This is a genomic window from Vibrio sp. CDRSL-10 TSBA (assembly GCA_039696685.1).
In the GTDB taxonomy this organism is placed as follows: domain Bacteria; phylum Pseudomonadota; class Gammaproteobacteria; order Enterobacterales; family Vibrionaceae; genus Vibrio.
This window is the reverse complement of record CP155566.1, coordinates 2,076,440-2,101,987: the sequence shown is the minus strand read 5'-3', so window position 1 is coordinate 2,101,987 and position 25,548 is coordinate 2,076,440. Positions and strand designations below refer to the sequence as shown.

Annotated in this window: 9 protein-coding genes and 13 pseudogenes; 18 read left to right on the top strand and 4 right to left on the bottom strand. The window is 49.7% G+C overall.

Translation table 11 applies throughout. The features are described 5' to 3' along the window. Positions 1-82: 82 nt before the first annotated feature. Positions 83-1,280 (bottom strand): annotated as a pseudogene (locus ABDK09_17260) (acetate kinase). A gap of 349 nt (positions 1,281-1,629) precedes the next feature. Here ABDK09_17260 and yfbV point away from each other — a divergent pair. The 4 genes and pseudogenes from yfbV (at position 1,630) to ABDK09_17240 (ending at position 5,544) form a co-directional block, all read left to right on the top strand. Continuing rightward, positions 1,630-2,079 (top strand): annotated as a pseudogene (gene yfbV, locus ABDK09_17255) (terminus macrodomain insulation protein YfbV). A 698-nt stretch (positions 2,080-2,777) separates the two neighbouring features. Further along, a pseudogene (locus ABDK09_17250) lies at positions 2,778-3,744 on the top strand (ABC transporter substrate-binding protein). 88 nt (positions 3,745-3,832) lie between these two features. Further along, positions 3,833-4,753, top strand: a complete 921-nt coding sequence (locus ABDK09_17245) for an ABC transporter permease (protein XAW88750.1) — start codon at positions 3,833-3,835, stop codon at positions 4,751-4,753. Then, on the top strand, positions 4,750-5,544 hold the full coding sequence (locus ABDK09_17240) for an ABC transporter ATP-binding protein (protein ID XAW88749.1): 795 nt from the start codon (positions 4,750-4,752) through the stop codon (positions 5,542-5,544). The genes ABDK09_17245 and ABDK09_17240 overlap by 4 nt, the downstream gene beginning before the upstream one ends. A 112-nt stretch (positions 5,545-5,656) precedes the next feature. Here ABDK09_17240 and dusC read toward each other — a convergent pair whose 3' ends face one another. After that, positions 5,657-6,616 carry a tRNA dihydrouridine(16) synthase DusC gene (dusC, locus tag ABDK09_17235; GenBank protein ID XAW88748.1) on the bottom strand — a complete coding sequence of 320 codons (960 nt, stop codon included), beginning with the start codon at positions 6,614-6,616 and terminating at the stop codon, positions 5,657-5,659. A 203-nt stretch (positions 6,617-6,819) separates the two neighbouring features. Between dusC and ABDK09_17230 the strand changes: the two genes are divergently transcribed. The 5 genes and pseudogenes from ABDK09_17230 to ABDK09_17210 all read left to right on the top strand — a co-directional run bounded on the left by ABDK09_17230 (position 6,820) and on the right by ABDK09_17210 (position 12,543). Beyond that, positions 6,820-7,449 carry a YecA family protein gene (locus tag ABDK09_17230; GenBank protein XAW88747.1) on the top strand — a complete coding sequence of 210 codons (630 nt, stop codon included), beginning with the start codon at positions 6,820-6,822 and terminating at the stop codon, positions 7,447-7,449. Positions 7,450-7,616: 167 nt separating this feature from the next. Beyond that, positions 7,617-8,217: pseudogene (gene lolA / locus ABDK09_17225) on the top strand (outer membrane lipoprotein chaperone LolA). A 73-nt stretch (positions 8,218-8,290) separates the two neighbouring features. Beyond that, positions 8,291-9,641, top strand: a pseudogene (locus tag ABDK09_17220) (replication-associated recombination protein A). 102 nt (positions 9,642-9,743) lie between these two features. After that, positions 9,744-11,052, top strand: a pseudogene (gene serS / locus ABDK09_17215) (serine--tRNA ligase). Positions 11,053-11,581: 529 nt separating this feature from the next. Next, positions 11,582-12,543 (top strand): annotated as a pseudogene (locus ABDK09_17210) (glycosyl transferase family protein). 207 nt (positions 12,544-12,750) lie between these two features. Here the strand turns inward: ABDK09_17210 and bioA are convergent. After that, the gene (bioA, locus tag ABDK09_17205) at positions 12,751-14,031 is read right to left on the bottom strand and encodes an adenosylmethionine--8-amino-7-oxononanoate transaminase (protein ID XAW88746.1); all 1,281 of its coding nucleotides are present in this window, start codon (positions 14,029-14,031) and stop codon (positions 12,751-12,753) included. 131 nt (positions 14,032-14,162) lie between these two features. Here bioA and bioB point away from each other — a divergent pair. The 4 genes and pseudogenes from bioB (at position 14,163) to bioD (ending at position 17,851) form a co-directional block, all read left to right on the top strand. Further along, positions 14,163-15,216, top strand: a pseudogene (gene bioB, locus ABDK09_17200) (biotin synthase BioB). Beyond that, positions 15,203-16,358: pseudogene (bioF, locus tag ABDK09_17195) on the top strand (8-amino-7-oxononanoate synthase). The pseudogenes bioB and bioF overlap by 14 nt, the downstream one beginning before the upstream one ends. Beyond that, positions 16,355-17,158: a malonyl-ACP O-methyltransferase BioC gene (bioC, locus tag ABDK09_17190; GenBank protein XAW88745.1), complete on the top strand. Its 804-nt coding sequence runs from the start codon at positions 16,355-16,357 to the stop codon at positions 17,156-17,158. The pseudogene bioF and the gene bioC overlap by 4 nt, the downstream one beginning before the upstream one ends. Continuing rightward, positions 17,134-17,851: pseudogene (gene bioD / locus ABDK09_17185) on the top strand (dethiobiotin synthase). The gene bioC and the pseudogene bioD overlap by 25 nt, the downstream one beginning before the upstream one ends. Before the next feature lie 131 nt (positions 17,852-17,982). On the opposite strand, the gene ABDK09_17180 reads toward bioD, so the two are convergent. Next, a complete protein-coding gene (locus ABDK09_17180; GenBank protein ID XAW88744.1) occupies positions 17,983-18,147 on the bottom strand; it encodes a hypothetical protein in 165 nt (54 codons plus the stop codon). Between the two features lie 305 nt (positions 18,148-18,452). Between ABDK09_17180 and htpX the strand changes: the two are divergent. The 5 genes and pseudogenes from htpX to glpD all read left to right on the top strand — a co-directional run bounded on the left by htpX (position 18,453) and on the right by glpD (position 25,241). Next, positions 18,453-19,317: pseudogene (htpX, locus tag ABDK09_17175) on the top strand (protease HtpX). Positions 19,318-20,148: 831 nt separating this feature from the next. Continuing rightward, a pseudogene (locus ABDK09_17170) lies at positions 20,149-20,998 on the top strand (MIP/aquaporin family protein). A gap of 80 nt (positions 20,999-21,078) precedes the next feature. Next, the gene (gene glpK, locus ABDK09_17165; GenBank protein ID XAW88743.1) at positions 21,079-22,596 is read left to right on the top strand and encodes a glycerol kinase GlpK; all 1,518 of its coding nucleotides are present in this window, start codon (positions 21,079-21,081) and stop codon (positions 22,594-22,596) included. Between the two features lie 155 nt (positions 22,597-22,751). Next, positions 22,752-23,528, top strand: coding sequence for a DeoR/GlpR family transcriptional regulator (locus ABDK09_17160; GenBank protein XAW88742.1), 777 nt, complete (start codon positions 22,752-22,754; stop codon positions 23,526-23,528). Between the two features lie 166 nt (positions 23,529-23,694). After that, a pseudogene (glpD, locus tag ABDK09_17155) lies at positions 23,695-25,241 on the top strand (glycerol-3-phosphate dehydrogenase). The last annotated feature ends 307 nt before the right edge of the window (positions 25,242-25,548 follow it).

Genomic DNA, 25,548 nt, shown 5'->3' with positions numbered 1-25,548 from the left:
ATCTGCAAGATGAGAGTGACAGAGCGGGTGTTGAGCCCCTAAAAAACACTGGCTAACTCGAGGAGTTAGCCAGGGAATCTGATTAGATGTTGGTCAGACGAGCTGTGTCTTCAGCGATAACCAGTTCTTCGTTGGTTGAGATAACCATCGCTGGAATACGGCTGTTTTCAGTTGTGATAACACCTTCGCCGCCGAAACGTGCTTTCAGGTTAGCTGCGCCGTCTACTTCGATACCGAAGATAGCCAGGCGGTTCAGAACCATTTCACGGATTGGTGCAGAGTTTCTCACCGATACCACCGGTAAACACGATAGCGTCCAGACGACCGTCCATGCTCGCTGTGTAACCTGCAACGTATTTCGCCAGGCGGTGGCAGAATACGTCCATTGCACGAGTCGCTTCTTCTCTAGTGCCGTAGTTGTCTTCAACGAAGCGGCAGTCAGAAGTCACTTCGGTCAGACCTTGCAGGCCAGACTCTTTAGTCAGCATCTTGTTGATGTCAGCCACTGAGTAACCCAGCGTGTCGTGCAGGTGGAATACGATCGCAGGATCGATATCGCCACAACGAGTGCCCATAACCAGACCTTCCAGTGGAGTCAGACCCATAGAGGTGTCAACTGACTGGCCGTTCTTGATTGCACAAACAGACGCACCGTTGCCCAGGTGGCAGTTGATGATGTTCAGTTCGCTAGCTGGTTTACCCAGACGCTCTGCTGCTTCACGTGCGATGAACAGGTGAGACGTACCGTGTGCGCCGTAGCGACGGATGCCGTGCTCTTTGTACAGGTTGTATGGCAGCGCGTACAGGTACGCTTCTTCTGGCATAGTTTGGTGGAAAGCGGTATCGAATACGGCAACGTTCTGCAGTGCAGGGAATGCTTTCTGAGCTGCTTTAATACCAACGATGTGCGCTGGGTTGTGCAGAGGAGCGAAGCTAGCCGCGTCTTCAATACCTTTCAGAACAGTTTCGTCGATCAGTGCTGATTGAGTGAACTGCTCACCGCCGTGTACAACACGGTGGCCGATGGCTTTCAGTTGAGCTGCCAGTTCTGGCTTAGAAGCAAGAATAGTTTCAACGATGAAAGTCAGAGCTTCATCGTGTGCAGCGCCATCACCCAGTTGAGCTTCGTGCTTGCCGTCAAGTTTCCACTTGATACGTGCTTCTGGAAGGTGTAGACATTCAGCAAGACCTGAAAGGTACTCGTCGCCATTTTGTGCGTCGACAACAGCGAACTTAAGTGAAGAACTACCGCAGTTTAAAACTAAAACTAGCTTAGACATGAGTAACTACCTGTAATAATCGGTTAGGACAAAAATTAATCTCAAGAATAGCTGACCCATACAGGATCGTTACTAATCTTGGTCAATAAAGCTTCAATTTCCGTATAATAGAGACGTGACAGTGTCAGTGTAATCGTCGGTGCAATCCGTGCTGCATTCATCGCAGAGTTGCTTAAATAATAATTACGGGCAACAATGAGATTGAGAATGCGCAAAGGATAGCGATATTAGGTCAAGATAACAAAAAAAATTTGAAAGAATATTATAATTTGTCAAATTTTTACGCCATTTGTTGAATCGTTCAACTATTTTTTAAAGAGCGATTGGCAGCTTTAACGAGGGGAATGGTATGAGTAATAAAGCAGGAATCATCCACAGCCTAAAAGATGGTCAGAAGTACATGGACAGCTGGCCGATGCGCAAAGAGCTGAATCTGCTGTTTCCGGAACCACGCATCATCAAGGCGACGCGCTTCGCGATTAAAGTGATGCCGGCGGTAGCCGCGATCAGTGTGCTGACGCAAATGACCTTTCACAACGCTGGCGCAATGCCGCAGACGATTGTGGTCGCTTTGTTTGCGATAAGCCTGCCGCTGCAAGGGATATGGTGGCTGGGCAACCGTGCGAATACCCAACTGCCGCCGGCTCTGGCGCATTGGTATCATGAGCTGCATGAAAAAATCATCGAGACGGGGTTTGCACTCGAACCGGCCAACTCCAAGCCACGCTATAAAGAATTGGCCGCGATTTTGAACCGGGCATTTCGCCAGTTGGATGAAACGGCGCTTGAGCGCTGGTTTCTGAGCCTTGATGGCAGCTTGAGCTCTTCTATTGGCACTGAAGATGCCATTACTGAAGTTACCTTTATAAAGTTGCCGTTGATGCGTTTAAAGACTCAACAAATAAATTAGTTATTCAATTAATTTAATATGTGCTCAACTGTATTAATATAATGAGTCACTTTTGTTGCTATCTTGATGGTATTTTGTTGGTCGTGCGATGTTCAATAGTACGGCCTTTAGTTTATCCTCTCATTTTTTGTAAACAGATGTTTTTTTAAACAGAAGTTTTACAACCTAATCACTCTTTCAATATTGTTAAAACAATATTCAACCAGTTGCTTCTTTCTAACGTCTAACATCTAACGGGTAATGGCCTAATACTTCTTATTGGTCCGTACAGCGCTAATGAGCTCGTTAGTTAAATCACAAATTAGTTAAATCACAAACTGGCGCAGTCACGGCTGCATCTTCAACTTAATTTGCATGCGTGGCGCCGGTAAGCGACCCGGACTCATAAATGCTCAAATAGTGAACTCTTCTCAAATTTGCGCGCGATACCATATTCCCAGCTCTCTTTTTGTTATTTTCCTGTTAACTCTCGCTTCCCTTTACCCGAACTAACTGGTAATAATGTTGTTAGTTGTACGCAGTGGATACAACGAAGAAAAAACACAACATAGCACTAAAATAAAAAAGCTTTATATCAAGGAGTTAAGATGAAAGCACGCAAAGCTATTGCGACCGCTGTTCTGGTGGGCGCTGCATTACTCTCGTCGCAAAGCATTATGGCGAAAACCGCCAAAGTCGCAGTATCACAAATTGTTGAACACCCGGCGCTCGATGCCGCTCGCCAGGGCCTGTTAGATGGTTTGAAAGCCAAAGGTTATGAAGAGGGCAAAAACCTCGAGTTTGATTTTAAAACCGCGCAGGGTAACCCGGCAATTGCCGTTCAGATCGCTCGTCAGTTTGTCGGTGAAAACCCGGATGTACTGGTTGGGATTGCGACCCCGACCGCACAGGCTCTGGTTGCTGCAACCAAATCTATCCCTATCGTTTTTACTGCAGTAACGGATCCTGTCGGTGCCAAGCTGGTTAAGCAGATGGAACAGCCGGGCAAAAACGTCACCGGTCTGTCGGATCTTTCTCCGGTAGAGCAGCACGTAGAGCTGATTAAAGAGCTGATGCCTAACGTGAAATCGATTGGCGTGGTTTACAACCCGGGCGAGGCCAATGCGGTCAGCCTGATGGAACTGCTCAAATCATCTGCCGATAAACATGGCCTGACTCTGGTTGAAGCAACCGCACTGAAAAGTGCCGATGTTCAGTCAGCCACTCAAGCCATCGCTGCTAAGTCAGACATCATTTATGCTCTGATCGACAACACCGTCGCCAGTGCGATTGAAGGTATGATTGTGGCGGCGAAACCAGGCGAAAACACCGGTATTTGGTGCTGCAACCTCCTATGTTGAGCGTGGTGCTGTGGCAAGCCTTGGCTTTGACTACTACCAGATTGGTGTCCAGACTGCAGACTACGTGGCGAAAATCCTGGACGGTGCCAAACCGGGTAGCCTGAACGTTGAAGTCGCGAAAGGTTCGGATCTGGTGATCAACAAAACCGCGGCTGACAAACTGGGTATGACCATTCCGCAATCCGTCCTGGATCGCGCGACCAGCGTAAAATAATAAATGGCAGTGCGGCAGTGAATTGTTGCGCTGAACCTGACTGAGCGGCCTGCGGGCCGCTCAGAATTAAGCAGAAAAGGGAGTTTGTATGTCTGCTTTTGCATTTTTTGGGGCCTTAGAAGTTGGCCTGATTTACGGGTTGGTTGCTTTGGGCGTTTATCTGACGTTCCGGGTGCTCGATTTTCCCGATTTGAGTGTCGATGGTAGTTTTCCGATGGGCGCAGCGGTTGCGGCAACCGCCATTGTATCGGGTATCGACCCTTGGCTGGCAACAGGCCTTGCGATCGTCGCTGGTATGGCAACGGGTTGGGTGACCGCTTTTCTGACTGTACGTTGTGGCATCTTGCATCTTTTGGCCTCGATTCTGACCATGATTGCCGCTTTCTCGATCAACATCCGCATTATGGGACGTCCGAACCTGGCGCTGCTTGGTGAAGACACCATTCTGACCCCGTTCGAAGCCATGGGCGACGCGATGTGGATTCGTCCGTTAGTGGTCGGTGTGCTGGTTGTTATCTCAGCGCTGTTTATTATTCGTCTGCTCAACAGTGACTTTGGCCTCGGTCTGCGTGCCACGGGCGTTAACGCGCGTATGGTGGCGGCTCAGGGAGCCAGCACAGCGTTTTATACGTATTTTTGTCTGGCGATTTCAAACGGCTTTGTCGGTTTCGCCGGCGCACTTTTCGCTCAGACCAACAGCTTTGCGGATGTTACCTCAGGTGTCGGTACCATAGTGGTTGGCCTGGCGGCGGTGATTCTGGGCCAGACCTTGATCCCGGGACGTAAAATCTGGGTGGCAGTGGTCGCTGTGATTGTCGGCTCGGTGTTGTACCGTCTGGCTGTGGCCTTTGCTCTGAGTTCAGGCATGTTTGGCTTACAGGCTTCAGATCTGAACCTGGTGACCGCCGTGCTGGTTGCCGCAGCGCTGATCATGCCGCGTGTGAAACGCAATATGAAATCCAAAACACCAAAAAGCAAGCAGGGTAAGTCGTCAGGAGAAGCGCTATGATTCGGTTAGAAGATATTCAAGTGACCTTTAATCCTGGCACTATCCTCGAAAACCGCGCTCTGCGTGGCGTGAATCTTGAAGTTCCTGAGCATCAGTTCCTGACCGTCATTGGGTCGAACGGCGCCGGTAAATCGACGCTGCTTGGCGCTGTCACTGGTGAAACGCCGATGGTGGGCGGGCAGGTGTTGATTGATGATATTGATGTTACGCGCCAGAGTGTCGATCGCCGTGCAAATCTGTGCGCGCGTGTGTTTCAGGACCCGCTGGCCGGTACCTGTGGTGCCCTGACCATTGAAGAGAATATGGCTCTGGCGTACATGCGTGGTAAACGTCGTGGCTGGAAACATGCTTTGTCGAGCAATCGTCGTAAGTTGTTTCAGGAGCGGATCAGTATTCTGGGCTTAGGCCTGGAAGATCGCCTCGGTGACAGTATCGGTCTGTTGTCAGGTGGTCAGCGTCAGGCTGTCAGCCTGGTGATGGCGACGTTGTCGGACAGTAAACTGCTGCTTTTAGATGAGCATACGGCAGCACTGGATCCGCGTATGGCGGCATTTATCATCGATCTGACCAAGAAAATCGTCACTGAGTTCAATCTGACGGTGATGATGGTCACCCACTCGATGAAAGACGCGCTGGCGTGTGGTGATCGCACAGTGATGCTGCATCAGGGCAATATTGTGCTGGATGTGGCCGGTGAGCAGCGCGCTAACATGGATGTACCTGACTTGCTGGAAATGTTCTCCAAAGTGCGCGGTGAAGAACTGTCGGATGATAGCTTACTGTTGAGTTAATCGGTATTGGGTATAAAGGTCTGCTCGCGCAGCTAGAAACTGTTTATCACGTACCTTTTTATAAAACTAAAAGAAATCAGGCCCCGGATATCACCATCCGGGGCCTGATTTTTTAGGCGCTGACTGCGTCCAATTCATCACGATAACGTTTCAAGTGATCGACAATAGGGTCGACCTGGGTTAGGGTACGGATTTCCCGGAACAGGTCCGCTGCTTGAGGATAGGCCTGACGCAGGTAAGAAAACCATTGTTTAACGCGATTCGGGTAGTACTTGCCTTTGTCGCCGCGCACTTCATAAGCGGAATACTTGAGCAGCAGATCAACCACTTCATTCCAGGGCATCGCAGTGTGGTTGTGCTTAACAATATTACCCAGGTTTGGGACGTTCAATGCGCCGCGACAGACCATCAATGAATCAACCCCGGTGGTTTCGATACAGGCCTGACCATCCTGATAGTTCCAGATTTCGCCATTAGCAATCAGCGGTAGTGACGTTTTCTGGCGAATCTGGTCAATGTAATGCCATTTAATTTCATTGGCTTTGTAACCACCGGCTTTGGTACGGGCATGCACGGTGAGTTCATCGGCTTTTGCCTGCTCCACCGCATCGACAATTTCAAAGCAGTCATCAGGATTTTCCCAGCCCAGACGAATTTTGGCCGTGACCGGAATATCGGCAGGCACAGCTTCACGGCAGGCTTTGATGACCTGGTAAATCAACTCCGGATGTTGCAGCAACGCTGCGCCGCCCTTGCTCTGGTTTACCATTTTGGCCGGGCAACCAAAGTTAAGGTCAACGCCACACGCACCCAGTTCGGCGGCGCGAATAGCATTTTCTGCCATCCAGTGCGGATCCTGACCCAGTAACTGGACCTTGACCGGTACGCCGGAGGCCGTTTGTGAGTTCTGTTTCAGTTCGGGACAGAGGCGATAAAACACGTGATCCGGCAATGGCTGGCTGACGACGCGCACAAACTCAGTCACACAGAAATCATAATCATTAATCTGTGTCAGCATCTCACGCATCAGGTGATCCAGTACGCCCTCCATCGGGCCTAAAATTACTCGCATAGTGTGTTTTATCATTGCCGTTCAAAATTGAGGCGAGATTGTAGTGTGGCGTACCCCAAATGTCACGCCATACCCGGTCGGCGAAGCGGTTGTTATTGGTTTTGTTGGCGAGGAAGCCTGCAGTTGTGAGGAAATCGGCACACACAAGCGGGTCAGTTTGGGTATAATGCCGCTTTCGCCATTGATGAAATATAAGAGACCCCATGAGCTATCAGCTAGTCAATCTGACTCAGGATGAGTGTGATCAATCACCGTTGTTTATTGAAGGTGCAGTATATGCCGCCAATCTGGCGACGAAACCGCTCGACCCTGAAGAATGGTTGCAAGCCGTGTTTGGTGAGCAGGCCGGTGCGATTAAACCAGCAGTCGTGGAGCAGATCCATGCTCAGTACAATCAGTTAAAGCAGAACAGTTACGGCTTGCTGGCACTATTGGCTGCGCAACCTGAATCCAGTGAAGAGGCATTGGCTGATTTTGCCGAAGGTTTTATGAATGTCTGGCCGCACGTTGAGCCGTTGTGGCATGAAGTCCATCTGTCAGATGGTTCGGTGCGTATGCTGCAAGCTCTGCTGACGACCCTGATGCTGGCGATTGATGAAGAGCAGACGCACGCGGAAATGAAAGCGGCAGGCTACGATTCACCGCCAAACCTGGCCTCGATGATCAAGCAACTGGACCTCATGGTTCATGAAGTCGCTCTGGCTGCCGATGAAGCCATGCTTGGCTCAAAAGCGCAGAGTATTAATCCGTTTAAAGATATCGGCCGTAATGACGCCTGCCCTTGTGGCAGTGGCAAAAAGTTCAAGCAGTGCTGCGGATTGGCTGTTGGCTGATATCGTCACTGTAAGTCGAAGTATCGGCCGTATGGTGAGTCACCACGCGGTGAGTTTTTGATGACTTTGATTCGCGTGAATCGAACTTTTCCCACACAGGATTGACACAATAAGGAAGTAAAACGCCTATAACTTCCTTATCCCCAATAGCTAGGAGCTGTGACAGAATGAACAAATGGCTAGCACTGTGTTTTTGCAGTTTTTCCGTTTTCGCCTCACCCAAAGAGACGCTCAGTGAGCGTTTGGCGATGACCGATGGTTTTAGTGCTAAATTTGAGCAACAGGTCGTCAGTCCGGACGGTGACGTTGTAATGGAAGGTAACGGTGAAGTGGATATCGCCCGCCCGAGCCTGTTCCGCTGGCAAACCGAGGCACCGGACGAAAACTTGTTGGTCTCGGACGGTAAATCATTGTGGTACTACAGCCCGTTTATCGAGCAAGTCACCATTTATGACCAGGCCCAGGCGACAGAAACAGACACCGTTTGTGCTGCTGACCCGCAACCGTGCCAGTGACTGGGACGCATACCGGGTTGAAGAAAACGGTGATGTGTTTACCCTGACTCCGACCGCGGTCGACTCCAATCAGGGCCAGTTCCAAATCACTATTAACAATGCAGGTGTGGTGAAAGGCTTTACCGTGATTGAGCAGGACGGGCAACAAAGCCTGTTTACCTTTGATGACGTGTCTTCGCAAACACCACCAAAGAGTCGTTTTACCTTTAAAGTGCCGGATGGCGTAGAAGTGGACGACCAGCGCACAGAATAAACCGCACAGTCAGTGACTGATCACCCTGAATGGCGATAACCTTGAGTAGCAATCACCCTGAGTAACTATCACCTTGAGTAACTACAGCTTTGACTTTGCCGGGGACGAAGATTTTCGTCCTCTGGCAGCACGTATGCGACCACAAACCGTTGACCAGTATATTGGTCAGCAGCATATCCTCGGACCGGGCAAACCGTTGCGCCGGGCGTTGGAAGCGGGTCAAATTCACTCGATGATTTTGTGGGGGCCTCCGGGCACCGGCAAAACCACTTTAGCTGAAGTGGCGGCCAACTATGCTAATGCCGAAGTGGAGCGTGTGTCAGCGGTGACTTCCGGGGTGAAAGAAATTCGCGCTGCGATTGAGAAAGCGCGGGAAAACAAGTTGGCGGGCAGGCGAACTATTTTGTTTGTCGACGAGGTACATCGCTTTAACAAATCTCAGCAGGATGCTTTCTTACCGCATATCGAAGATGGCACGGTGACCTTTATCGGAGCGACAACGGAAAACCCGTCATTCGAACTTAATAACGCATTGTTATCCCGTGCGCGGGTTTATAAGCTTACATCGCTCAGTAAAGACGAAATCCTGCAGGCTCTGAATCAGGCCATAGCCGATAGTGAACGTGGCCTTGGTAAGGAAAGTGCTGAATTTCATGACCAGGTTCTGGAACGTTTGGCAGAGCTGGTGAACGGCGATGCCCGTATGTCACTCAATTATCTCGAGCTGCTGTATGATATGGCAGAGCCGGATGAGCAGGGCGTCAAGCAGGTCACGATCAGCTTGCTGGCCGAAGTGGCCGGCGAAAAAGTGGCGCGCTTTGATAACAAAGGTGACATTTGGTATGACCTGATTTCGGCTGTGCACAAATCGATTCGCGGTTTCTAACCCGGATGGTGCCCTGTACTGGGCGGCGCGGATGATTAGCGCCGGTTGTGATCCGCTTTATATCGCGCGCCGGTTGCTGGCGATCGCTTCGGAAGATATCGGCAATGCGGATCCGCGTGCGATGCAGGTGGCGTTATCAGCCTGGGATTGTTTCCATCGGGTTGGTGCCTACGAGGGGACACGCGCGATTGCTCAGGCGATTGTCTATCTGGCCTGTGCGCCGAAAAGCAACGCTGTTTACACCGCCTGGGCTCAGGCCCTCAATGACGCGCAGAATTTGCCGGAGTTTGAAGTGCCGATTCACTTGCGTAATGCGCCGACCAAACTGATGAAAGATATGGGGTATGGTGAGGAATACCGCTACGCCCATGACGAACCGGGTGCTTATGCCGCCGGTGAACGTTACCTGCCACCGGAAATGACCGGAACTCGCTACTATGAGCCAACCAAACGGGGCTTAGAAACTAAGATTGGTGAAAAGTTAGATTATCTGGCCGACCTGGACGCAAAAAGCCCACGAAAGCGCTATGAAAACTAGTCACTTTTCGTTATCTTTGACCCAATAAATTTCTATACGCGTGGCTTTGGTTAAAAAGGAAGCACACGCGTTTTTTCGCAACTTAAAAGCATAGGATTAGCAATGCTGGATTCTAAATTACTTCGTACAGAGCTGGATGAAACAGCTGCAAAACTAGCGCGTCGCGGTTTCAAACTCGACGTAGACGCAATTCGTACACTTGAAGAACAACGTAAGTCCATTCAAGTAGAAGTTGAAAATTTACAATCCACGCGTAACTCCATCTCCAAGCAAATCGGTCAGCTGATGTCACAAGGTGACAAAGCCGGTGCTGAGGAAGTTAAAAAGCAAATCGGTAACCTGGGTGCTGACCTGGACGCGAAGAAAGTTGAGCTGGACGCTGTTCAGAACCAACTGGAAGCGATCACTCAAAGTGTGCCTAACCTGCCGGATGATTCAGTACCAGATGGTAAAGATGAGAACGACAACGTTGAAGTGTCTCGTTGGGGTACACCGAAAGAGTACGATTTTGAAGTCAAAGATCACGTTGACCTGGGTGAAATGGGCGACGGTATTGATTTTGCCAGCGCAACCAAGATCACTGGTGCACGTTTTGTGGTGATGAAAGGTCAGTTTGCCCGTCTGCACCGTGCGATTGCGCAGTTCATGCTGGATCTGCATACCGATGAGCACGGTTACACCGAACTGTACGTGCCATACCTGGTGAACGCTGACACGCTGTTTGGTACTGGTCAGCTGCCTAAATTCGGTAAAGACCTGTTCCACACTGAACCATTGGCCGAAAAAGCCAGTGATGAAGAGCCTCGTCGTCTGTCTCTGATTCCAACAGCTGAAGTGCCGGTAACTAACCTGGTTCGTGACACCATTTCAGAAGAAGCAGATCTGCCTCTGAAGATGACAGCGCATACCCCATGTTTCCGTTCAGAAGCAGGTTCTTACGGTCGTGACACGCGTGGTTTGATTCGTATGCACCAGTTCGACAAAGTGGAATTGGTTCAGATTACCAAGCCAGAAGATTCAATGGCGGCACTGGAAGAGTTGACCGGCCACGCAGAAAAAGTTCTGCAACTGCTGGAGCTGCCTTACCGCAAAGTGGTGCTTTGTACCGGTGATATGGGCTTTGGCGCTCGTAAGACTTACGATCTGGAAGTCTGGGTTCCAGCACAGAAAACTTACCGTGAAATCTCTTCTTGCTCAAACATGTGGGATTTCCAGGCGCGTCGTATGCAAGCACGTTTCCGCCGTAAAGGTGAGAAGAAACCTGAGCTGGTTCATACCCTGAACGGTTCTGGTCTGGCTGTGGGCCGTACTATGGTTGCTATCCTGGAGAAACTACCAGCAAGCCGACGGTCGTATCGAGATTCCGGCAGTACTGCATAAATACATGGGTGGTCTGACTCACATCGGTTAATCTCCGGTTCAGACATATAAATACCAAAACCGGCATTGAAACTGCCGGTTTTTTTATACCTTAAATCTTTTTATACCTTAAAATAGGGGACCTAAAATAGCCCTGAATGATAGCTGATAGGGCATGATGCACAAATCGGGTGCGTTGTTTTGATATGCTAATTTATAACGTATTGAATTTTAATGGTTTAGTTTTTGGTACGAGCTTTGCAAATGTTAAATTGATTAAAGATAACTCGTCCAAGTTAATACCTAGAACAAAGCGCCCTGTTTTATGCAAAATAGGGCGCTTTTATTTTACTAATACCGCTTTGTTGACTGCTTAGCATGCACCGTATGCCTTGAATCCGATGCGATTTTTGCGTCGCTGATTTTGTCAGCCTTTCGCTGCTAAGTTGTACGATACTGAAAGAGAGAAGTGTGTTATCACTGCTGGCTATTGACCCGTAACGATTACGTGGTAAAACAAAGCGATAAATAACAAAATAACCACGGCCGTATCATCGGCTGTGCACAGGAATGAGGTCGCAATGAGTACGATTCTGGAATGTATTCGCACGGTAGGGCGCGGAGAAACGCGGGCGTAAGCCACTGACTTTTGATCAAGCCTATCAAGTGATGGATGAGTATCTGAATGGTGAAGTGGGTGATGACCAGATGGCCATGCTGCTGATGCTGATCAGGGTCCAGAATGAGACCAATGCGGAAATCGGCGGATTTGTAAAAGCATTCCAGTCCCGGGTGCCGGCGATTGGTGCAGAAATTGACTGGCCATGTTACGCCGGTAAACGCGCTGCGGCGGGAAAACCATGGCATCTGCTGGCGGCCAGAATCATGGCAGATAACGGTCATAAGATCTTAATGCACGGCTACAATGACAAACCCGCATCCCGTGAACATGCTCAGGATTACCTGACCGCTTGCCAGGTACCGCTGGCATCCGATGCAGACCATGCCGAACTCCTGCTGCAAACCGGTAATATCGCCTATTTGCCGCTGAGCGCGTTTGCACCTCAGGCTGAGCTGATGATGAGCTGGAAAAACCGCTATGGTTTGCGTACACCGATCAATACCGTGGTGCGGGCGCTTAATCCTGGTGGCGCTGAGATTGGCCTGCGCGGTAGCTTTCACCCGGGTTTTCAGCAGCTGCACGCGGAAGTTGAGCACGTGATTGGTAAGACAGCGCATGCTGTCGTGTCGTTTAAAGGGCAATCCGGTGAGTCGGAATATAACCCGAAAGTGAGTCAGACGGTGTGGCTGAGCCAAACCGACGGTGTACACAGTTATTACTGGCCTGAACAATACCTGTCTGATATTGCATTACCTGCTGATTGCCCGCTTGGCACTGCAGAAGAGGATAAAGTACAGATGGCCAATAGCGTGGTTGCCACCATGACTGCGGTTTCTGTTTGCCAAGACCCTTGATCGCGAACAAGCCATGGCCACGGCTTACCAGTACTGGCAGCATTATGTGACCCAGCACGCGGTATAAGTATTGGCGAATCTGGTGGTAAAGCAGTGCTGTTAACCAGACTCCTTTTATTAATGGCCATCGGCGCCTGAGCGCCGGTGGCCATTTTGTATCGCTAACAAAATTCTATTTCTGACAAATATGTACTGCTAACAAATATCGATTACTAACAAACGGTGCTAAGCCCGAAGGTTTAACCCAAAAACGGTCTTTGTGCTGAAAGCCTTGCTACGACTGAAAACATTCCGGGGTCTTTAAGGCTGCTTCTACCGCGTTAAGCAGTTGGTCGAGATGATGTGCTTCACTGATAAACGGAGGCATCATATAGATTAAACGGCCAAACGGGCGAATCCACACCCCATGTTCGACAAACAATGCCTGAATCGCTTCCATGTGCACCGGATGATGTGTTTCTACCACCCCGATAGCGCCAAGCCAGCGTGTTGCTTTGACTTGCGGATAGTGGTTGAGGAGAGGTAAACGTTCAGCAAAGCATTGCTCAATCTGTTTAACCTGTTGTTGCCAATGATTTTCTGCAATTAATTTCAGACTCGCAGCCGCTACCGAACATGCCAGCGGGTTACCCATAAAAGTCGGTCCGTGCATGAAGCAGCCGGCCTCACCGCCACACACTGTATCTGCGACATCTTTGCTGGCCAGGGCTGCCGATAAGGTCATGTAACCACCGGTCAGCGCTTTACCGACACACAGAATGTCCGGTGCAATGCCTGCGTGTTCGCAGGCGAACAACTTGCCGGTGCGACCAAATCCGGTGGCAATTTCATCCAGGATCAGCAAGACGCCAAATTCATCACACAAGGCGCGCACTTCACGCAGGAACTGCGGGTGATAAATACGCATTCCTCCTGCACCCTGTACGATAGGTTCCATGATGACGGCCGCTATCTGAGTATGATTGGCGGTCAGCTGACGACGGAAATCGGCGATGTCGTTGTCATCCCACTCTTGCCAAAAGCCGCCTTGCGGCGACTCAGCAAACAGATGCTCCGGCAGGAAGCCTTTGTACAGACTGTGCATCGAATTGTCCGGATCGGTGACTGACATCGCGGCGAAGGTATCACCGTGATAGCCGTGGCGCAGGGTCAGAAACTTTGGTCGCTGTTCGCCTTTCGCGTGCCAGTATTGCAGCGCCATTTTCAGGCTTACTTCGACTGCGACTGAGCCGGAATCAGCCAGGAAAACATGTTGCAGATTATCCGGAGCCAGATCCAGCAGTTTGCGGCAGGCATCAATCGCCGGCTGATGGGTGATACCGCCGAACATAACATGAGACATCTTATCAATCTGCTGGTGAGCGGCCTGATTGAGGCGCGGATGATTATAACCGTGAATGGCGGACCACCAGGAAGACATGCCATCTACCAGCGCTGTACCATCCTCAAGATAGAGGGAGACACCGTCGGCATGGGTCACCGGATAGCAGGTCAGAGGTGTGAGGGTTGAAGTGTAGGGATGCCAGATGTGCTGGCGGTCGAAGGCGAGATCCATAGATAATCCGAACTGAAAATTAGATTAAAAATTAAACAAGTGTAAACCTGTTGATTTTGTTGTTGTTGACAGTCTAACGCTTGTCGGTAGACTAGCCAACATAAAACTAATAACCCCAACAAGGATTACACGTGGAAACTCGTCATAACTGGACAGTGGCTGAAGTCAACGCCCTGCTTGAAAAACCGTTTATGGACCTGTTGTTTGAGGCACAGCTGGTGCATCGCCAGTTTCACCCGAATAACTATGTTCAGGTCAGCACTTTATTGTCGATAAAAACCGGTGCCTGCCCAGAAGACTGTAAGTATTGTCCGCAAAGTGCGCACTACCGTACCGACGTTGATAAAGAGCGTCTGATGGAAGTGGAACGTGTATTAGACGCCGCGCAAAAAGCGAAAAACTCAGGTTCCACCCGTTTCTGTATGGGCGCGGCGTGGAAGAACCCGAAAGCGCGTGATATGCCACTGCTTAAAGAGATGATCTCAGGCGTGAAAGGTATGGGGCTGGAAACCTGTATGACGCTGGGTATGCTTGATTCTGAACAGGCGAAAGAGCTGGCTGACGCCGGGCTGGATTACTACAACCACAACCTGGACACCTCACCTGAGTTTCTACGGCAACATCATCACCACGCGTACTTATCAGGATCGCCTGGATACCTTGTCCCACGTGCGTGATGCCGGCATGAAAATCTGTTCAGGCGGTATTATCGGCATGGGCGAAAGCACCAATGACCGCGCTGGCCTGCTGGTGGAACTGGCTAACCTGCCGGTACACCCGGAAAGTGTGCCGATCAACATGCTGGTTAAAGTCAAAGGTACGCCGCTGGAGACAGCAGAAGATGTGGAGCCGTTTGATTTTGTTCGTTTGATCGCGGTTGCCCGCATCATGATGCCACAGTCAGCAGTGCGCTTGTCAGCCGGTCGCGAGAATATGAATGAGCAGATGCAGGCCCTTTGCTTTATGGCTGGTGCTAACTCTATTTTCTATGGGTGCAAGCTACTGACAACACCAAACCCGGCAGAAGACAGCGATATGATGCTGTTCAAAAAGCTGGGTATCAACAGCCAGCAAGTGGCGCAGAAGCCGGATGAAATTACTGAAAATGAACTGCTTGATCGCGTGGTAGAGCGTGTGGCTGCCCGTCCAACTGCGGATGACATTTTCTACGATGCCAGCGTTTAACTCCAGAATTGAGCAAGCCCTTGCCGCGCGCAGGCAGCAGGGGCTGAGCCGCACTCTGCAGGTTTCTGCAGGGTAGTAATAAGGTTCGTTTTGAACAAAACGGCCGCCAGTTTGTCAATTTTTCCAGTAACGATTATCTCGGGCTGGCGGCGGATCCTGAGCTGGTTAAAGCCTGGCAGGCCGGCCTGGATAAATACGGTTGTGGCAGCGGTGCATCGCCTTTGGTCACCGGCTTCAACTATGCCCATCAGGCACTTGAACAAGAACTGTGTCAGTGGCTCGGTTACGAGCGTGCGGTGCTGTTCGGCTCTGGTTTCAGCGCAAATCAGGCACTGTTGTTTACCCTGCTCAACAAAGACGATGTTGTCATTCAGGATAAACTGAATCATGCCTCGCTGATGGAAGCCGGATTACTTTGTGCAGCGACCATGAAGCGCTTTCGTCACAACGATATCAAGCATCTCAACCAACTGCTGGATGCCGATAGTGCCGCAAAGCTGGTCGTCACTGAAGGCGTATTCAGTATGGACGGCGATCAGGCTCCGTTGGCGCAAATTCAGCATAGTATTGAAGGTAAAGCCTGGCTGGCCGTTGATGATGCGCACGGCATTGGGATTCTGGGTCGTAAAGGGGCAGGCAGTTGTGATGCCGCGGGTATAAAACCGGATATTCTGGTGGCGACCTTCGGTAAGGCGTTTGGCCTGTCTGGTGCCGCGATTTTATGTAACGCTTCGGTCGGGGATTATCTGACCCAGTTTGCCCGTCATCATGTTTACTCTACGGCGATGCCGCCTGCCCAGGCCCACGCGCTGACTCACGCCGCGCAGATGATTCAGTCACAGCAATGGCGCCGGGATAAGTTGGTCGAGTTATCCGATACCTATGATGCCATGCTCAAAGAGCTGCCTGGCTACATGGCGACGGATACCACCATTAAACCGTTTGTTCTCGGCAGTGCCGAAAGGGCCCTGGATATTGCTGAACAAATGAAACAGTCCGGGTGCTGGATGACGGCGATTCGTCCGCCAACGGTGCCGCAGGGCAGTGCAAGGCTGCGTATTACCCTGACTGCCAGTCATCAGGTCGCTCATGTCCAGCATATGGCAGAGAGCCTGCTGCGTTGTCTGGAGGAGCAAGTATGACAGTCACCGTGCTATCGGATTCCTCTTTGAGTACGGACAAAGCCGCGATTGCCGAAGCATTTGGTAAAGCGGCAGCCTGCTACGATCAACACGCGGCTTTTCAACGAGATGTCGGTGAGCGTTTACTTCGTTTTCTGCCCCAAGACCTGACTGGCTATCAGGTGCTGGATCTGGGGTGTGGCACCGGTCATTTCTCGCTGTTACTGCGTCAGCGTGGTGCTCATGTCGTGTGTGCTGATCTATCTTCCGGCATGCTGGGCACCGCCCGAGAGCGCTGTGGTGATGACATGATGCGCTACGTGTTGGCGGATGCTGAGCGTCTGCCGTTTGCGGCCCAATCATTCGATGTCGTATTTTCAAGCCTGGCATTGCAGTGGTGTGATGATTTATCACAACCTTTGCGCGAAGTGCGTCGGGTCTTGAAAGCAGACGGCATCGGTTTATTTTCCACTTTACTTGATGGTTCCCTGAGTGAACTTAAATCTGCCTGGGCGAAAATTGATGCACATCAACACGTTAATCATTTCATCACGCTCAATCAGTTAAAAATTGCGTTAGCGCAAGCCCAGTGTTTGCAACATCAAATAGACTTACCGACGATTACAGTCTGGTACGAGTCTGCATTTTCGTTAATGCGCGATTTGAAAGGGATTGGCGCCAATCACGTCAATGGTCGTTCGCGTGGCTTAACCAGCCGGCGCGTGCTCACTCAGGTCGAGCAGCACTACCAGGTGTTTCGTAACCATCAAGGTCTTCTGCCTGCAACATATCAGGTTTGTTTAGGGGTTATACATCGATGATAGATGCATTTTTTATTGCGGGTACGGATACCGACGTTGGCAAAACAGTGGCGTCCAAAGCCATTTTACAGGCATTATCTGCCAGGGATTTAGCGACAATTGGCTATAAGCCGGTGGCCGCCGGTTGTGAGAAAACCGAGCATGGATTTCGTAATTCAGACGCGCTGCACCTGTTGCAGGCAGCATCGAAGAAAATGGATTACGACGATATTAATCCTTATGCGCTGGAACTGGCCACTTCGCCTCACATCGCCGCCAAACATGAAAATGTGACGATTGAATATGAAGTTTCTCAGCGCCAAGCTGGCGAAGCTGAAAGCCAATTGTGACGTGGTATTAGTTGAAGGTGCTGGTGGCTGGCGGGTTCCGGTATCAGATTCAGACTGTCTGTCGAGCTGGGTTAAGCAAGAGCAGTTACCAGTGGTACTGGTGGTTGGCATTAAGCTGGGCTGCCTGAGTCACGCGCAACTGACGGCCGAGAGTATCAAAGCCGACGGGCTGAACTTGGTGGGATGGGTTGCGAACCGCATCAATCCCGGCACAGAACATTATGCCGATATCATCACCATGCTGGAGCAGCACATCGACGCGCCTAAGTTGGGTGAGATCCCTTATCTGCTCAGCGCTAAACGCCAGGATCTGGGCAAATACATCGATGTGACGCCGTTAGTCGGGGAGCCTGCGCACGCGTAGCGGGCCAGCAGGGAATAACTGATTTCCTGATCGATGACGTGATAGCAACGCAAACGATCAAAAAAAGGCTGCCAAGGCAGCCTTTTTCAGTAAAACTTATGTGCATTGCAAGTATGGATTTAATTCAAACCTTAGTTTTTGCTCAAACCCATCAGCGCATAATGCGTGTCAGCGATATTCTGCTGTGTGGCTGAATCAGTATTGATACCCAGCTCTTTTTTGGCTTCTTCTTCAGTTAAGCCTAGGTGACAACAAAGTAAATCAATCGCCATTTGATAGCTATGCGCTTCAGCCATGATACTTTCCTTTCATTATCGGTTAATCCCTGAACTCCCCAAAATGTAGTTTCTTTCCCGGGATCCCTCAATAAGACCAAAGTCTAAAGTCATACTGATCCGACCTGATCCCGAATGGGCATTAAAGACAGACATTAAATGTTGCAATTTACTGCTTAACCTTGAATATCAAATCTTAGACACTATCTATTAGATTAGTCTTTCAGTATTAATTACGTCTTAAAGTAAAAGAATCAGTCTACTAGCCCTGACTTAAACAAATAACCATGGGCGTTAGATTTCACATCCTGTGCGGAGAAAAGTAAATGAAGCGAGTGTTATTATTCCTGGCAACCAACCTGGCTGTAGTGCTGGTGTTAAGTGTTGTTTTGAATATTGTGTATGCCTTTACCGGTATGCAGCCGGGCAGTCTGTCTGGTCTGCTGGTTATGGCGGCAGTGTTTGGTTTCGGCGGTGCCTTCATTTCGCTGATGATGTCGAAAGGTATGGCTCTGCGCTCTGTGGGCGGAATGGTGATTGAAAACCCGCGTAATGAAATGGAGCACTGGCTGATGCAAACCGTGAGTCGCCAGGCACAGCAAGCGGGTATTGGTATGCCGACGGTGGCGATTTACGACGCGCCGGACATGAACGCCTTCGCAACCGGTGCTAAGCGTGATGATTCGCTGGTCGCGGTATCGACGGGACTGCTGCATAACATGACCCGTGATGAAGCCGAAGCGGTACTGGCACACGAGATAAGCCACATTGCCAACGGTGACATGGTTACTATGACACTGATGCAGGGTGTGGTGAACACCTTCGTTATCTTCCTGTCGCGCTTTGTTGCCAACCTGATCGCATCCCGTGACTCCGAAGAGGGTGAGGGCAGCAACATGATGGTTTATTTTGCGGTCTCTATGGTGCTGGAACTGGTGTTCGGTTTTCTGGCGAGCTTTATTACGATGTGGTACAGCCGTCATCGTGAATTCCATGCTGATGCCGGTGCCGCGCAGTTAGTTGGTAAACAGAAAATGATTGCCGCGCTTGAGCGTCTGAAGATGAGCTATGAACCTCAGCTTGAAGGGTCAATGATGGCATTTGGTATCAACGGTAAAAGCACATTAACGGAAACTGCTGATGAGCCACCCTCCGTTGGATAAACGTATTGCCGCGCTGCGTAATTCGTAATCTCCAAATAAACTAAAAGTAATGCAGCGATAAAGCGATGCACCAATAAAGCAACGCTGCAGTAAAACAATCCCCCCCGGGCGCTGCTTTCAGTGCACGGGGGATTTCAATCTAAGGCCCTGAGTTCATCCTCAGGGCCTTTTGTTTTTTTCTGTTCATTTGTCCCACCACCTGTTTCTTCCGGGGCTGCTTCTCTGATAGTCGCGATTATTCAGATGATGATTGCTTGTGCTCAGGCAGCGATCCCCGCGCTAAGCGCTAATACCGTTTGCTCTATGCCTGCCGGTGCGCTTATTAACTGCTGCAGATACTCACTTTCCGTGCGCTTAGTCATACTGAGAATTTCAGGTGACAGGTGATTTTGTTATCAGTTAATTATTGATTCCCCGATCTATTTTTAAATTCTTGTTTATTTTTCGAGCGAACGAACGTTGTATTGTTAATTGTTTGATGCTTATGTTGCTTAACTGTGTTGTTTTGGATGTTTGTTTAGTGGCTGAATTGTCACTTCCGAAAGTTTCATGTATTAAATTATTTTAAAACAAAGAGTTATGGTTGTTTCTCTGGCTAATCGAAGCAAGAAGTTCGTTCCTTCAGCGCACTTTATCTGCGAACTTTAGCGCCTTTTCCATGATCTGAGGCAGCAAATGTATGGGAATAAAGTGATCTATGTAACAAACAAGAAATGAGTTTGTCATTTAGTTATGAGTGAACGCGCATTTTTTGTGTTTCTTTGTTTTCGTATTCGATAATGAATGCATAATTAGGCCGGTAACAACACAATTATAACGAGCAACTATAACGAGCCGTGAAAACAAAAGGACGAACATTATGACCACTCTCAAACAACCTAGTTTGCTAGGACAATGTATTGCTGAATTTATTGGCACAGGATTACTGATATTTTTCGGCGTTGGCTGCGTCGCGGCACTGGTTTTAACCGGTGCGCAGTTTGGCCAATGGGAAGTTAGTATTATGTGGGGCTTTGCAGTTGCGATTGCCATCTACTGTACTGCGGGTGTTTCCGGAGCGCATATTAATCCGGCAGTCACAATTGCACTAGCCGTATTTCATGGCTTCGAAAAGGAAAAAGTAATTCCTTATATTGCCGCTCAGTTACTGGGTGCTTTCAGTGCTGCAGCGCTGGTTTACGCTCTGTTCGGCCCGCTGTTTACCGACTACGAAATTGCCCACAATTTCACCCGAGGTAGTGAAGAGGCTCTGGCTACGGCAGGTATTTTCTCGACTTACCCGAATCCGGCTCTCTCTTTCTCTGGTGCTTTTGCGGTCGAGTTTGTCATTACTGCTGTATTGATGTTTGTCATTCTGGCGCTGGGTGATGAGCGCAATGGCGCGTCACGTGGTGCAATGAACCCTTTACTGATCGGTATTCTTATTGCGATCATTGGTGGCTCACTGGGCCCGCTGACCGGTTTTGCTATGAACCCGGCGCGTGACTTCGGTCCGAAGCTGTTTCGCTTACCTGGCTGGCTGGGACTACGCACTGTCCGGCGCTAAAGATATCCCTTATTTCATCGTGCCGATTGTTGCTACCATTTGTGGTGCGTGTTTTGGCGGATGGTTGTATCCGAAAGTGATCGGTGCACACTTACCTCAGGAAGGACAGGGCTGCACTATCCCGAATCAATGTGATGAATCGATGGAAAACGCATCGGCATAACCACAGACTTATTGACCTGTAAAGTCACCATTAAAACGATTTAAAAATAGAACATAATAGAAAACAAAAGGAATCCCGACATGAGCGACCAAAAATACGTTGTAGCACTCGACCAGGGCACAACCAGCTCACGCACTGTTATTCTCGATCACGACGCGAATATCGTCGCGGTATCACAACGTGAATTTACCCAAATTTATCCGCAGGGTGGCTGGGTTGAACATGATCCGCTGGAAATCTACGCGACACAAAGTTCAACTCTGACTGAAGTACTGGCGAAAACCGGTATCAGCAGCGACCAGATTGCCGCTATCGGTATCACCAACCAGCGTGAAACCACCGTTGTCTGGAACAAAGAAACGGGTAAACCGGTATACAACGCGATTGTCTGGCAGTGTCGTCGTACCGCAGACATTTGTGATGAGTTACGCGCCCGTGGTCTGGAGTCTTATGTGCGTGATAATACCGGTCTGGTGCTTGACCCGTATTTTTCCGGTACCAAGGTGAAATGGATTCTGGATAACGTCGAAGGCGCTCGTGAAGATGCCGAAGCGGGTAAACTGCTGTTTGGTACCGTTGATACCTGGCTGGTTTGGAAGATGACTCAGGGCCGCGTTCATATTACTGATTACACCAACGCATCGCGTACGATGCTGTTTAATATCAATGATATGTGCTGGGACCAAAAGATGCTTGATGAGCTGGGGATTCCGGCCTCTATGTTGCCGGAAGTGAAGTCATCATCTGAAATCTACGGTAAAACTAACATCGGTGGTAAGGGCGGCACACGTATTCCGATCGCAGGTATTGCCGGTGACCAGCAGGCGGCGCTGTACGGCCAGATGTGTGTTGAACCTGGTCAGGCGAAAAATACTTACGGCACCGGTTGTTTCCTGCTGATGAACACGGGTACCGAGCGCGTAGCTTCAACCCATGGTCTGTTGACGACTCTGGCTTGTGGCCCGAATGGTGAGCCGAACTATGCACTGGAAGGTGCGGTCTTTATGGGCGGTGCTTCGATTCAGTGGCTGCGTGATGAACTCAAGCTGTTTTCGGATGCGCACGATTCTGAATATTTCGCCACTAAAGTAGACAGCTCTAACGGCGTTTACGTGGTACCTGCATTTACCGGTCTTGGTGCGCCTTACTGGGATGCACATGCCCGTGGCACCATTGTGGGTCTGACTCGCGGCACGAATACCAACCACATTATCCGCGCAACGCTGGAAGGGATTGCTTACCAGACTCGTGACGTACTGGATGCGATGCAGGCCGACTCAGGTATTCGCCTGGAGACGTTGAAAGTTGACGGTGGTGCAGTTGCAAACAACTTCCTGATGCAGTTCCAGGCTGATGTGCTGGATACCGAGGTACAGCGTCCTGAAGTCACGGAAGTGACTGCGCTGGGTGCGGCTTATCTGGCTGGTATCGCGGTAGGTTACTGGAGTGGTATCGAGGAAGTGCGTAACAAAGCGGTTCTGGATCGCACCTTTACACCGCATGAAGATGAAGATAAGCGTGCCCGTCGCTACAAAGGCTGGAAGCGAGCGGTGAAATGTGCCCAGGTTTGGTCAGAATTACGCGATAGTGAAGATTAATCGTCTGATTTATGGACAAACCAACAAAAAAGAGCGCGTTAGAGCGCTCTTTTTTTGCATCAGCTCCTGATTTGGGGCTCCACAACTTCTCATAGGGTTGTAATTGGCGCACAATGCCCTTTATAACAACAAGATCACTATCAGGAGTAGAGTACGTGAAGCAAGTTCCACGACACCAGCAGATTGTCGAGCTGGTTACCAAACATGGTTATGTGAGCACCGAAGAGTTAGTCGAACGTTTTAATGTCAGCCCGCAGACCATTCGTCGTGATCTCAACGAACTCGCCGACGAAAATAAAATCCGCCGTTATCACGGTGGGGCGACGATTCCTTTAAGTTCGGAAAACATCTCTTATAACACGCGTAAATCGATAAATTTCAGCGAAAAAGACATTATTGCTGAGGAAGTTGCCAGGTCGATTCCGGATGGTGCGACACTGTTTATTGATATCGGAACCACACCTGAAGCGGTAGCCCGCGCCCTGAATAAAAACCACAAACAACTGCGTGTGGTCACCAACAATATGAATGTGGCAACCATACTGTTGCCTAATCCGGAAGTGAGGCTGATTCTGGCGGGTGGCGAAGTACGCAACCGTGACGGCGGTATTGTTGGCGAGGCGACCCTTGATTTTATTAAGCAGTTTCGTCTGGACTTCGGTATTCTCGGTATCAGTGGTATTGACCTGGACGGCTCATTACTGGATTTCGACTACCACGAAGTTCGGGTCAAACAGGCAATTATCGAGAACAGCCGCAGCGTACTGCTTGCGGTGGACCATTCGAAATTTGGCCGCAATGCTATGGTGAAGCTGGGCAATATTTCTCAAATTCACAGTCTGTTTACCGACCAGCGCCCGCCGGAACAGATTATCAATATCCTTAACGAACACAATATAACTTTGAGTGTGATCGAAGGTAAGAGCGCGTAAACTCATTTAAGCGATATTAAAAGCCCATTAGTTAATACTGGTGGGCTTTTTTTGTGGCTGAATCACACAAATCGCGCATAAACGAACATTTTTGATGACTGAAAACGAAAATGGATCTACCATGAATCATATTCGTTCGCTCATTAGAATACTAAGGTCAGCAAAAATGAACACAAAGACTCAACATAATAATGACCATCTTCTCGATATGATTATTATCGGCGGAGGTATCAACGGTGCCGGTATCGCAGCGGATGCTGCCGGCAGAGGCCTGTCGGTCGGTCTCTATGAAGCTCAGGATTTTGCCAGCGCGACGTCATCGGCAAGTTCCAAACTGATTCACGGCGGACTGCGTTATCTGGAGCATTATGAGTTTCGTCTGGTTTCAGAGGCACTGGCCGAGCGTGAAGTGCTGCTGCGTAAAGCGCCTCATATTTCGATTCCGATGCGATTCCGTCTGCCTCATCGCCCGTTTCCTGCGCCCGGCGTGGATGATTCGTTGCGGCCTGTTTCTTTATGACCACCTGGGCAAGCGCACCACGCTGCCTGCGAGCCGCAAAATTGATTTGGCTAAATCTGGTTTGCTGAAACCAGAGATGAAGGTTGGTTTTGAATATTCTGACTGCTGGGTTGATGATGCGCGTATGGTGCTGCTAAACGTGTTGTCTGCCCAGAATAACGGAGCGGAAGTGGCGAACTATTGTAAGGTTGAGCAAGCGGAACAGAAAAACGGTATCTGGCACGTCACTATTCATAATGTACTGACCAACACTCGTTTTGAGCGTAAAGCCAAAGTTCTGGTCAATGCCGCCGGGCCTTGGGTGAAGCAGGTGTTTGACGACGGTTTGCACGCTGCGTCACCGCGTAACATCCGTCTGATCAAAGGTTCCCACATCGTTGTGCCAAAAGTGCATCACGAAAATAAAGCGTACATTCTGCAGAATAAAGATGGCCGGATTGTATTTGTTATTCCTTATCTGGGCGATTTTTCCATCATAGGCACCACGGATATGGAGTACAAAGGCGATCCGCGTAAAGTCGAAATCTGCGATGAAGAAGTGGAATACCTGCTGGATATCGTAAACCAGCACTTTGTTAACCAGGTACACAAAGATGATGTCGTATGGACTTACAGTGGTGTGCGTCCGCTGTGTGATGATGAATCCGATTCACCGCAGGCGATCACGCGTGACTACACCCTGGAACTGACCAAAGATGGCGAAGCGCCGATTTTGTCTATCTTTGGTGGTAAGTTAACGACCTACCGTAAACTGGGTGAGTCAGCGATGAAAAAACTGGAGCCGTTTCTTCCCGAACATGGGACGCCCATGGACTGCACACAGTGCATTGCCGGGTGGAGATTTCAGCTGCAGCCGGGAAAAACTGGCCATCACCATTCAGCAGCAATATCCGTGGCTGAGTGATAAGCAGGCGTTTCGTTATGTGACTCAATTTGGTATGTACACACACAAAATGCTGGCGGGTGTTTCTAACGCTGAACAGATGGGGCGCGAGTTTGCGCCAGGCGTATACCAAATCGAAGTGGATTACATGCTGGAGCATGAATTTGTCAAAAACAGTGACGACTTATTATGGCGCCGTACCAAGTTAGGTTTGTATCTTAACCAAGAACAGCAACAACACGTGGCTGAGTACATTGCCGCCAACTTGCCGGCTCAGCCAGTCGTCAGTTTATCAGTCGTCAATCATTAATCAGAGCCATTCATCGCTGATCAGTAACTGGTGAACAGAGTTTAAAGATAAAGCCAGATTTCGATGCACTATCGGAGTCTGGTTTTTTTACAGCTATCGAAGTCATAAGCCAGAATGTGGAAAGGACTGCCGCACATCTCTTGCCCTTTGTTTTCGCGCTTTTTAACCTGGTTACTTTTTAGAGCCGTTTTCATTTTGTTACTTATTTATCCTCCAAACTCAGCGTCTTACTCACCACTCTAGTGATCGGCTTAGCTGCGCCATGCGTACACCCTGATATAAAAAGTTGTACAAATATTTTTTTGTA